General features: G+C 44.6%; 11 protein-coding genes. 5 read left to right on the top strand and 6 right to left on the bottom strand.

Annotated features, from left to right (window positions below; genetic code table 11):
• Positions 1-1,686, bottom strand: a 1,686-nt coding sequence (locus QD47_RS27865; RefSeq protein WP_044649176.1) for an HMA2 domain-containing protein, incomplete at its 3' end; no start/stop codon positions are given.
• A 156-nt stretch (positions 1,687-1,842) separates the two neighbouring features.
• Between QD47_RS27865 and QD47_RS27860 the strand changes: the two genes are divergently transcribed.
• From QD47_RS27860 to ppk1, 3 genes are all read left to right on the top strand, one after another.
• Positions 1,843-2,052 (top strand): hypothetical protein, encoded by a 210-nt coding sequence (locus QD47_RS27860; RefSeq protein WP_044649175.1) that lies wholly within the window; start codon positions 1,843-1,845, stop codon positions 2,050-2,052.
• A 64-nt stretch (positions 2,053-2,116) separates the two neighbouring features.
• Complete coding sequence (locus tag QD47_RS27855) at positions 2,117-2,509, top strand: hypothetical protein (protein ID WP_044649177.1); 393 nt, start codon at positions 2,117-2,119, stop codon at positions 2,507-2,509.
• 209 nt (positions 2,510-2,718) lie between these two features.
• Complete coding sequence (ppk1, locus tag QD47_RS27850) at positions 2,719-4,842, top strand: polyphosphate kinase 1 (RefSeq protein ID WP_044649174.1); 2,124 nt, start codon at positions 2,719-2,721, stop codon at positions 4,840-4,842.
• Here the strand turns inward: ppk1 and ytfJ are convergent.
• The 5 genes from ytfJ to QD47_RS27825 all read right to left on the bottom strand — a co-directional run bounded on the left by ytfJ (position 4,836) and on the right by QD47_RS27825 (position 9,197).
• Positions 4,836-5,240, bottom strand: coding sequence for a GerW family sporulation protein (ytfJ, locus tag QD47_RS27845; RefSeq protein ID WP_044649173.1), 405 nt, complete (start codon positions 5,238-5,240; stop codon positions 4,836-4,838). The two genes, ppk1 and ytfJ, sit on opposite strands and share 7 nt — an antisense overlap.
• A 74-nt stretch (positions 5,241-5,314) precedes the next feature.
• Entirely contained in the window at positions 5,315-6,094 is a 780-nt protein-coding gene (locus QD47_RS27840) for an ABC transporter ATP-binding protein (RefSeq protein WP_044649172.1), read from the bottom strand.
• A gap of 228 nt (positions 6,095-6,322) precedes the next feature.
• The gene (locus QD47_RS27835; RefSeq protein ID WP_044649171.1) at positions 6,323-7,354 is read right to left on the bottom strand and encodes a cupin domain-containing protein; all 1,032 of its coding nucleotides are present in this window, start codon (positions 7,352-7,354) and stop codon (positions 6,323-6,325) included.
• A 94-nt stretch (positions 7,355-7,448) separates the two neighbouring features.
• The gene (locus QD47_RS27830) at positions 7,449-8,156 is read right to left on the bottom strand and encodes a DUF421 domain-containing protein (RefSeq protein ID WP_044649170.1); all 708 of its coding nucleotides are present in this window, start codon (positions 8,154-8,156) and stop codon (positions 7,449-7,451) included.
• Between the two features lie 180 nt (positions 8,157-8,336).
• Positions 8,337-9,197, bottom strand: a complete 861-nt coding sequence (locus QD47_RS27825; RefSeq protein WP_044649169.1) for a YheC/YheD family protein — start codon at positions 9,195-9,197, stop codon at positions 8,337-8,339.
• A gap of 212 nt (positions 9,198-9,409) precedes the next feature.
• Between QD47_RS27825 and QD47_RS27820 the strand changes: the two genes are divergently transcribed.
• Together QD47_RS27820 and QD47_RS27815 are read left to right on the top strand one after the other, a co-directional pair.
• Complete coding sequence (locus QD47_RS27820) at positions 9,410-10,240, top strand: DUF6492 family protein (protein WP_044649168.1); 831 nt, start codon at positions 9,410-9,412, stop codon at positions 10,238-10,240.
• A 40-nt stretch (positions 10,241-10,280) separates the two neighbouring features.
• The coding region (locus QD47_RS27815) for a sugar phosphate nucleotidyltransferase (protein ID WP_044649167.1) at positions 10,281-10,980 on the top strand (700 nt) is incomplete at its 3' end.

The raw sequence follows: 10,980 nt of genomic DNA, 5'->3' as shown, positions 1-10,980 counted from the left end.
CTGTATATGTTGCAGCTCATGAATGGAAATCGTCTGGATTCCTGCTTCTTTATAAAACTCATTGAGCGGATTTTGCTCCAGACCGGTGACAAATAAAACCTCTTCGCCATGCTGCTTGAGTTCAGCAATCCGTTCAATCACTTCGCCTTGTTCAAAAGATGACCAGCTTGTATCCATTCGGTATTGGGAAAGCTCGTCAGTACTGATATGAAGGCTGTTATGCAACAGACCAAGCCGCCAGCCTTTTTCGCTGAGTGAAAAGGCGGCAGAGCCATATTCATTGACCGGTGATAGCCGATGTCTGGCAATTAACCCAAAACATTCGCCTTTGGCATCCCCCTGGCTTCCGACCAAAAGAACGTCGTATTCTTTTCTAGCAAGCCTCTTTGATTTAAGCTCATAGAAACTGCAATCAATACCGTGTTCCTCCATGTATTTGTAGCTGCCAATGATAACCTGTCTATCATTGACTTTTCCCTTTATACCCTGTGGCTCTTCTTCCACATGAAAAGCTGTGCGGATCGTCCGGCAAGTCCGTTTCGCCTTGCTGAGCACCTCTTCTTTCCAAGGATGTTCTGTTTTCTCCATTAATGAAGCCGCCAAACATATCGCTTTATCCGCATCTTGCTCCTTCTCCACCATGCATTGAATTTCTTCAATCTCTGAACGGTTAAACAGGAGTGATGCATCTTCGAATAAAATCGTTTTCGTTCGAGCGAGTTGGGATAATGATCCTTTTTCCGGAATCACGTATTTTCTTTCTCCTGAAACGAGCTCGGCCTGTTTCCAGGCATACTGAGCAGGTACGGTCATCACCCGCGGATTTGCTGCCAGAAGCACAGCGATTGCACGAAGCGGATTCCGGGTAACGGCCCACGTCATTCCAGCTGCAATAAAACCTAATCTGCCTGCTTTATCGCTATATGTTTGAATTTCCGGTGATAAAGAAACCTCTTGCTGTCCATTTAATGCAGAGTGGCTTCGCTTCCAGTTCACATATTGCAAAATGCTGAGTCCGGCAAGCACTACAAGATTTTCGCGCATAAGCGCGAGAGCGAGAGCGCTTGTACCTAAAATGAGATCGGAGTTTATTTTTTTCTTTTCCGAATAGGTCTGAATTCCTCGTTTGAGAAAAGGGTAGCCGGTTACGACAGATACGAGCGCCGATAAAAAGAACGGCGCCGGGCTTCTTGCCAGGGCTGAGCGTCCGAAAAAGGCCTGCTTGATTCCCAGCACGGCTAAACCGCTCATGGAAATAGCCAATGCAATGGGGATTTTTTCCCTTGGCTCGCCCGTATTGGTCTTAGGTGTCGTAGGAATCATCGGCAGATCACAAGGAATATCCAATTCAACCTGGGTAGCGGCAGCTTCCCGCTCCGCTTCCTTCGACCCGGTAGCCTCGTTTTGGATATCCGGGCGGGCTGTTAGATTGGCCGAACAAATCCGATCTTCTGTTTCACGGAGTATATGGAAAATGTGCTGCTCAGAAACAAGCTTTACATCGTAAAGAAGCAGCACTCTGCCCGTCACTGTACAGGGTTCCGCTCTGTAAATTCCACTACAAGCGGACAGACTTTTGGATAAAAGCTCTGCGGCAGCTTTGCTTCCCTGCAAGCCGTAAATTTCTATCCGTATCCTGCCAGGAAGGACATGAAGAAACCTGTTTTTGTTTCGCAGCAATACCATATTTAACCCCCTCTTCCATATCAAAAGCCAAAATCGACTTTGCTTATGGTTAACAATAGTTAGCAAAATATGCATTTTATTTTCTAAATGTAATCTAGTATAAAATTCTTATTTAAAGGAATTATTTTACTAACAACTTTTTAAGGAGAGTGTATTGTGGTTAAATCACCGCTCGGTATTATTTTCGCTGCTGCGGCCGTAGCACTTGCTGTGTCCCCCGAAGCCCGAAAAGCCGCACGCAAACTTGCTGTTAAAGGAGCAGGAATTGTGCTTGAGCTCGCGGATCAAGTCAAAGACAGCACTAGAGAGCTACAGTCCGCAGAAGCAGTACAAATCGAAGAAAAGAATACAAATGAAAATAATTAAAAAAACGCATAATGGGGAACTAATATTCGGGAGTAACAAAAAATCAAATAAAGGAGTGATCAGCATGCTTCAAGGCGGTTCATTATGGGGAGGTCTTATCTCCGGAGGTATAACCCAACTGCAGAATACCATTAGCTTGACGAAAGGACAAATGGATAACAAAGATTATATGGTTCATACGTCGGGGAATCTGACAGGAGCACTCGGCGTCATGGCTGGTATTGAGTATGGGGCTATCCTTGGAACTTCGTTGCTGCCAGGAGTAGGGACAGTCCTTGGTTCCGTTGTTGGTGGGTTGTTAGGGAACAGTATGGGCCAAACAGTTGGAATGCAAGCAGGCAATGTGCTTCTTAACAATCGTTTGGTCAGCAACATGACACAGTACGCATCGAAAGTAACCGAGTCCATAACGAGCCCGGTCGTGGATGCAATGCAGACGACAACGTCTCACGAATAAATAACAAAATATCCATATAACTCGCTAACTTCGTTTAGCGAGTTTTCCCCATTTTAATAACGAGAGGAGCCTGACAATCATGACTAAAAACGAACATGAGAATATTCCCGACACGATTACGATTCGCCTCAGCGCCACATGGCAATTGTTCCAAAAGATACGGTATTTATTATTTAGAAAAAAAGAATAAGCAGATGGAGGCATGAGCTGTGAACTATATTAATCGTGAAATAAGCTGGCTTCAATTTAACAGACGTGTTCTTGAGGAAGCGCAAGACGAAAGCACTCCTCTGTTGGAGCGAACAAAGTTCATATCGATTGTTTCCACCAATCTGGATGAATTTGTCAGTGTCAGGGTCGCAGGACTTATGGATAAAATTAGAGCGGGCAATCAAGAGATCGATTTCACTGGCTTTACCCCGCAACAGTTACAAGATAAAGTAATCGCCATGATTGAGCAATTAGTAGCAGATCAGTATGCAACCCATGCACGGATTATTCAACTGCTAAAGGCGGAGAGCCTTGTTTTTACTGCTTATTGCGAGCTTAATCCTGCTCAGCAGAAAGAAATGGAAACCTATTATCTTGAAAAAGTATTTCCTGTGCTAACTCCTCTAGCTATCGATAAAAGCCGCCCTTTTCCTCTGATTCGTTCGAAAAGTGTATATTTGGCCGTCAGTTTGAAGCCGCCTTCCGATGCATCGGGCAAGGACTTTTATATTGCCTTGGTTGAAATTCCGTCCAATCTGCCCAGGTATATAAAAGTTCCGTCTCTATCAGAGCAAGGTCATTGGCAGTTTATTTTGCTCGAAGATTTGATTAAGCAGCATATTCACACTTTGTTTACTACGTATACGCCTGTTACTTTCCATACATTCCGTTTAACTCGCAATGCAGACCTTGATTTAAACGAGGAAGAGGCTGAAGATATCCTTGATGAAGTGGAGAAAGTATTGCGCGCAAGAAAATGGGGCACTCCGATTCGTTTGGAAATAGAAAAGGGATTTGATCCATTTGCACTGGAATTACTAGAAAAAGAACTGGAAATTGAAAGCCATTTTTTAATTACGAATGATGGGCCTATTGACTTAAGCTACTTCATGTCATTCGCCAATTCGATCGAGGGTTATGAGCATCTCAAGCATTCGAGATTTGATCCTCTTTATCCGCGAGAGTTTACGAAGACAGACGATTTTTTTTCAGTGCTGCGGAAAAGAGATGTTCTCTTATTTCATCCGTATGAATCGTTTGACGTTGTTAACGATTTTGTCGAACATGCTGCTGCCGATCCATCCGTTATGGCTATTAAAATGACCTTGTATCGCGTAAACGGTAATTCACGGATTATCCGATCTTTGAATCAAGCTGCAGAAGCAGGAAAGCAGGTCACTGTAGTCGTCGAATTGAAAGCACGGTTCGATGAAGCGCGAAATATCGAATGGGCAAAAGAATTGGAAAAATCAGGATGTCATGTCATTTACGGCCTGCCCGGGTTAAAAATTCATGCCAAAATGATTTTGGTTGTACGTAAGGAAGCGGATTCTCTTAGACGTTACATTCATGTCGCCACCGGAAATTACAATGAAGTATCGGCGCAAATATTTACAGATATCGGACTGTTCTCTTCCTATCCGGAGATCAGCGAAGATGTCTCCAGCTTATTCAACAAAATTACGGGATTTTCCGCCCCGAGCCAGTGGCATTACCTCAGTGTAGCTCCGGCGCATTTGAAACAACGGTTGTTGGGCTGCATTCAGCGCGAAGTGGAAAATGCCTTGAGCGGCAAGCCTGCAAGGATTATAGCCAAAATGAACTCGCTATCGAATAAACAGTTGGTCGACGAACTATATTCCGCTTCCCAGGCAGGCGTCCGAATTGATCTGATCGTTCGTGGCATCTGCTGCTTGCGTCCAGGAATTCCCGGACTGAGCGACAATATTACCGTTCGCAGTATTGTCGGCCGATTTTTGGAGCATTCCCGAATTTTTTATTTTGAGAATGCCGGCACGCCCCAATTGTGGCTATCCAGTGCAGACTGGATGACCAGAAATATGGACAAGCGGATTGAATTAATGTGCCCGCTATTGAATGAAGAACATCAATCTGTCGTCATCCAATATTTATTGCTGTTGCTGAACGATAATATTAAAGCTCGACAGCTGCTTCCCAATGGACAATATGTTATGGCGCACAATGAACAGCCCCCCTGCCGTAGCCAGTCAGAGGCCAAAAATCTGGTAGTAAGGAAAAACAACTCTTTTCCTATTCAAAACGACTGCATAACCCCGTTGGCAGCCTCTGCATACCCAAACGAGTCAGACCTGATTCACTGACTGTTATCATCTCCTGTTTGGTATTGCTTAATAAGATTGTTCAATTTATCCAAAAGATGTGGGGCCATATCCAAAATCTTGTCGTATACAGTAGGAGAGTTATCCAGGTAGATCGTTTGAACGCCCATTTTGCCGATTATTAAAATTGCGAGAGGTGTTACGGACACACCTCCGCCCATACCTCCACCGAATGACGGCGTCACCCTTGCGGCTTGCTGATTGCGCCTTTCCCAATCGCTTCCACCTGCCGCAAAGCCATAGCTCACTTTACAAACCGGTATGATAATGGTGCCGTCAGACACGGTAACCGGTTCTCCAATGGTCGTATTGACGTTCATCATGTCCTCTAAGTGATCTTTCGCCGTTTTTACAAAAGATTGTAATGGATGCTCTGACATTCATTCACCTCTCTACAATGGTTCTCTTATGTCATTGTAGTCAGGATTGAAAAAGAATAAACTGCATTGACTCTCTACACCATAGAGAGCCATGCACGATCCTGTCTCCACTCCACCTGCACCGGTGTTTCAAAAAAATCGCTAAGCGTTTCACTGCTCAGAATATCAGTCGTTTTGCCTTTGGCAAAAACGGTACCCCGGCGAATCAGAATGGTATGCGTGTACATGGGTAGAATTTCTTCTATATGATGTGTAACATACAGCAAATTCGGCGCACCAGGAGACTCGGACAGCTGACGGATGCTGGTTAGTAAAGCTTCCCTGGAAAAGAAGTCCAGTCCGTTACACGCCTCGTCCAAAATCAGCAGCTTGGGCGAGGCCATCAGCGCACGGGCAATAAGCACTTTTTGCTTTTCCCCCTGTGAGCACCCATGATACAATCGGTCCACGAGGTGAGCACAGCCCAGTTGGGTCATGAGTTGTACGGCCTGCTCATAATCTGTATCCGTTGTTTGATCATAAAGTCCAATGGAGGCAAATTTGCCGCTAATGACAACATCCTGCGTGCGCTGACTGCCATTGATTCTTTCCTGTAAAGAGGAACTGACCCAACCGATGGATTTGCGCAGTTCCCTCAGATCCACATCCCCGAAGGTATGACCCAGCACACCGACACTGCCTGTAGTTGGCCATATGTAACCATTAATCATGTTAAGCATCGTTGTTTTGCCTGATCCATTCAATCCGAGTACAGCCCAATGCTCTCCTTCGGCTACTTGCCAGTTAATTTGATCCAGTATGGTGCGATTGTCCCTTTTCCAGCTTACATTGTTAAGTTCGATGACAGAATTCATGTTTATCCTCCTATTGATCATATCATCTGATGTTTATGAGCATAATAAAAAATCACTTTTACTACGTTAACCTTCACTTTCGTATTAGAATAGCACAGGGTTGCAGGTTGTTCAATTCTAAATTCACTGTATAAAATTTTTAATAGTAACAGAAACGAAACCATGACTAATAGCCCACTTTCTGCTCACCCATACATACGGGAGCAAAAAGCAGGCTGTTTCGTTGTTTTATGATTTGGATTTTGAAGCGATAAAGACCGATTTATGAGGCAGTTTATTCGCTATTTCTCTAGGAAGGCTCAGATTCGTTGCTAATACATCAACAGGGTTCCCAGCCAGCCACTCACTCAAATCAATGGCTTCGTAATGACCGCTGTTAAAGCCAATCAAAATGCGGCATACCTCAGAACCGATATTTTTAATATAATGTCCGGCTCCCATGGGTACATACCCCACATCTCCGGCTTCAAACTGCTCTGTCACTGCATTCCCTTCAGCGAGAAATACAGTCATTTCTGCATTACCATCCAAATAATATTGCCATTCATCCGCATTGGGATGCCAGTGCATTTCTCGCAATCCGCCCGGCTCCAGCTCAATCACAGATCCTGCCATAGTCGAAGAAATCGGGAAATCTTCTACCGTAACCGTCCGCTGTGTCCCTCCGCCCGGTGCCAATCTGGGCTGTTTGGCCATTAAAGGATACCGATGTTTAGTGATCAGATCGGAAGAAACTCGAGGATATGCATTATGAGAATCGTTAGAAGGTACAGGTCCTTTTACAAAATAGGCTTCCTTATCTGGCAAAAGAGCCAGTTCGTCGGCTGCAAGTCCCAGATTCTGCATGACAACCTCCGCAGGAGTCTGAGCGATGAAATCCGTTATGCTGAACGTGTGGTCCTCCGAAAAATCTCCATTATCAAAAATCAGTATAAAATGACACTCACCAGGACCAAGACCTTGAATTGAATGACCATAACCACGAGGGAAATACCAGACATCACCGGGATTGAAAATATCGACATATGAAGAACCGTCCGGATGGATCACCGTTGTCCGACAGGAGCCGCTAATCACATAGGCCCATTCAGCCGCATTGGCATGCCAGTGAAGCTCACGCATTCCACCTGGCTCCAAACGCATAGAAACCCCTGCTATTCCTTCCGATACAGGAAAATCATGGACCGAAGCCCCACGTGTGATACCTCCCGGTCCGGTTCTGGGTTCCTTTTTCTCCAAAGCATACTTAAATGATTTCATAGCCGATTCCTCCTCTAAATCATTTTATATGTCTACATTTACTTATTATAACACATCTATTATATACCTTTAATGTTAATGAAATCAAATCCATTCATTCTTTATCAACAGGATGTTTGATTCGATCCTTATATTCATCAAAATATATACTTCCATTAGAACTGATTACAGCATAATTGATGTTTTCAATTGAAAGCCCCTTCTTTTTTATCTGTGAATGTAGCCACTCTGTTGTAATGTCATTGTCCTTCAAATTAGCTTCAATAATGCTCCCGTCCATAATCAATTCAATAGGAAAAATATGTTCAGAACGATCGTCCAAATGCAAATCTTTTCTGGTTACAGGTTTACTTTCCCACTTGGGTAATACGGAAATGGCTCCATTCATTTCGAGTACGGCATAGTGAACGTCTTGAATATTAAAAATATTTTTACTTCTTAGCTCCTGATTCAGTGTATCCAGTGTAATCTTAAGCTTTCTCATATTGCTCTCCAAAATTTTTCCTTCCTGAATCAACACGGTTGGTTTTCCCGAAAGCCAGTCTCTCAGTTTCCGGTTCTTCATGGAAAAAAACATTAGCAAGTAAGAAATTCCGGTAAATGCAAGCAAGGATGTTAGTAAAATCTTTATACTTATTGTGTTATTATAGGCAAGATTCGCGGTGATGGCCCCCAATGTAATGGCAGCCACAAAATCATGGTAGGTCATTTGCGCAATAGTCGATTTGCCCAATATACGTGCTATAAGCATCATTAGGGTAAATGCGGATATTGACCTTAACATGGTTTCCCATAGTTCCATATATCAAGACCTCAGTTCTCATTGTTTTCATATAGCTTTTCCAATTCCACTTTTCTCATTACATTCATTTTCGATCAGCAATAAAACAGGAAAATCGAGTATGTAAAAAGGATGAATCGACAAGGCATTCATCCTTTTATTTATCCATTCAGAACTACAGTCACCGAAGTAATTCCTCGCTCATGAACTTTTTGCTTTTTTAGAGTCTATTTTTTTAGCCTTATCCTTATCCTCATTCTTATTTTTATCTTTATCCTTATCTTTATCTTTGCTTGGAACTGTAGCCTTTCTCTTTTCATTGGCCAGTCGCCAATAGCTTAAAACTTTGCGGTACATCGACTTATCCTTTAATTGATTAAAAATATACGGATCAGGCTTCGTATTCACTTCAATAATCCATGGGGTAAAGGTGCGCTCCAGTCCAATGTCTACTCCAATTTGGCGGAAATTCGGATATGTTTTTTGCAGTTGTGTGGCAATGGTAATGCCCAGGGCATTCAGCTTCTTTATCAGCTCAGCCTGCTTGCTTTGAGATAAATGGGTCTTTAGCAGCTCCGTCAGTGCCATCGGCTTACCGCCGCTATGATAATTGGTTACAATTTTACGAGGATGACCTAGCCGGCCAATAATTCCGGTAGATTCCCATGGACCTTTTGCATTGCGCTGCACCATGACCCGGATATCAAAATAACGCTTCTGATGGCGTAGTAAATGGATTCCCTTTTGAATGAGATAGCTTTTCTTCCCCGTTTTCTTCGACAGGCTGGCGTATAGTGCCTCTACATTTTTGAACTCCAAACGCTTTTCCTCATGTTGATAGGCAAAACGCTGACCTTCCTGTTCTACTCTCATTACACCTTTACCGAATGTACCTCGGTCGGGTTTTACATAGACCATACCGTACTTTTCCAGCATTGACTTCAAATTGGCTTTGGTATATCTCCGGGTATCCGGTACAAACGGCTTGATGCCGCGATGCGGGAGCAGCAATTTGGTCTTATGCCACTTGCTGCGCAAAGCCTGTGCTTGTGAAGATTTCACTTGCTCCTCTCCTCTCTAATCTCAGGGTAGAACGCTCCTGTTAAAAAAAGATCAATCCATCGTATGCACCAACTCCCCATCCGAAAGCTACATCAGCCCTGTACTGCTTAGAAATGGACGATTGGCCTTGCCCGGTCGAAGTTGCCTGTCCAGGCATACGATAATGTAAGACGCCAGACGCGTACATTTGCATATATAGGGGAGTGAATAGCATGTCAGCGCAATCAGATGGGCCACGGAAGGGTTCCCTTACAATCGATGTTCTGATTCCTGCAATTGATAAAGATATTGCCACATTACCGCTGGTGATAGACAGTCTGCGCCGTCACGTACAGCACCGAATTGGAACGATTTATATCGTTTCACCGCAAAGCACTGGAATTCGTCGATTGTGTGCCAGCAAAAGCTGTACATTTGTAGACGAAAAGACGGTGCTGCCCATCACAAAAAATCATATTCGTTACGGTACAGCACGCTGGGATCGCTCAGGCTGGCTATATCAGCAATTGCTCAAAATGAACGGCGATAAAATTAGTAAAGCTCCTTTCTTTCTCGTCATTGATGCGGATACGATTTTGATTCGTCCACATGCGTTTCGGAAGGACGGCAAAACGATATTTTACTATCGGAGTTGGAGCCAGCCTGAGTATTTCCGCACCTACCGCAAGCTGATGGGCGTGAAGGCTCCCTCGCCGAAGTCCTTTGTTACTCACTATATGCTGTTTGAAAAAGCGCAGCTCACCCGCCTCAAGCAGGTTATTGAGGCCCGTCATGGAAAGCCTTGGTATAACGCGATTATCCAAAGTATAGACCGGAAAAAGCAGTTTGGTTTTTCCGAATATGAGACGTATGCCAACGATCTGTACAGCAAGCAGCCCACTCGGATGATTTTGCGCAAGTCACTTAATAAAGCGCTTCATAGTCGGGCATCTTCCCTCTCGCAAAAACAATTGGATGCCTTCGCTAAAAGCCATCGTTCTTTATCCTTTCATCAACGTAAGGTATATCAGATTGTTAAAAAGCAACAAAATTCCACAAAATGATTCGTTTCACAATGAATCTGTATCAAAGGAGGAAGTGCCTGTGCACATCGTATTGTTATGCGGTGGTGCTGGAAAACGGCTGTGGCCATTGTCCAACGATATCCGCTCGAAGCTGTTTCTCCGACTGCTGCCTGCCCCTGACGGGCAACAGGAATCTATGCTCAGTCGGGTGGTTCGACAGCTTACTATAGCCGGGCTGGATTCCTCTGCCCTGCTGCTGGCTCATCGGAGCCAGGTAAATTTAGCATTTCGCCATACGGAAGGTCGTCTGCCCGTTCTAGGCGAGCCGGCCAAACGGGGAACCTTCACCGCAGCTGCACTGGCAGCTGCTCATTTTCACGCCAGAGGCGTGGGGCTGGACGAAATTGTTTGTATCGCTCCAGCGGATATGTTTGCGGGGGAGGATTTCTTCCACAGTGTAGCGGCACTCTCCAGTCTGTTGCTGGATAGTGGAGCCGATCTGGCCATGCTTGGGACAAGGCCCACTCATCCCTCCGACCAATACGGCTATATCGTTCCAGATCAGGGAGGGATAAGGAAAGGGAACATCTCCTATGCGTCAGTTGCCCGCTTCACAGAAAAGCCGGATCGCCTGGGGGCGCAACAGCTTATCAGCCAGGGTGCGCTCTGGAACTGCGGCATTTACGCTTTTAAACTACGATATATGCTGGCCTGTATGGAGCGTAGTGATTTGCCGCTGAACGACAAGGCATTATGCGCGATGTATGAAGTCGTCGTGT

It is taken from the genome of Paenibacillus terrae (assembly GCF_000943545.1).
Lineage (GTDB): Bacteria > Bacillota > Bacilli > Paenibacillales > Paenibacillaceae > Paenibacillus > Paenibacillus terrae_A.
The sequence above is the reverse complement of the archived record's forward strand: the minus strand, read 5'-3'. Positions and strand labels throughout refer to the sequence as shown.

What these genes read in the sequence shown, in the direction of transcription:
- QD47_RS27840 (WP_044649172.1), bottom strand. Translation starts at nt 6,094, where the DNA reads ATGAATTCTGTCATCGAACTTAACAATGTAAGCTGGAAAAGGGACAAT.
- ytfJ (WP_044649173.1), bottom strand. Translation starts at nt 5,240, where the DNA reads ATGTCAGAGCATCCATTACAATCTTTTGTAAAAACGGCGAAAGATCAC.
- QD47_RS27855 (WP_044649177.1), top strand. Translation starts at nt 2,117, where the DNA reads ATGCTTCAAGGCGGTTCATTATGGGGAGGTCTTATCTCCGGAGGTATA.
- QD47_RS27835 (WP_044649171.1), bottom strand. Translation starts at nt 7,354, where the DNA reads ATGAAATCATTTAAGTATGCTTTGGAGAAAAAGGAACCCAGAACCGGA.
- QD47_RS27830 (WP_044649170.1), bottom strand. Translation starts at nt 8,156, where the DNA reads ATGGAACTATGGGAAACCATGTTAAGGTCAATATCCGCATTTACCCTA.
- QD47_RS27820 (WP_044649168.1), top strand. Translation starts at nt 9,410, where the DNA reads ATGTCAGCGCAATCAGATGGGCCACGGAAGGGTTCCCTTACAATCGAT.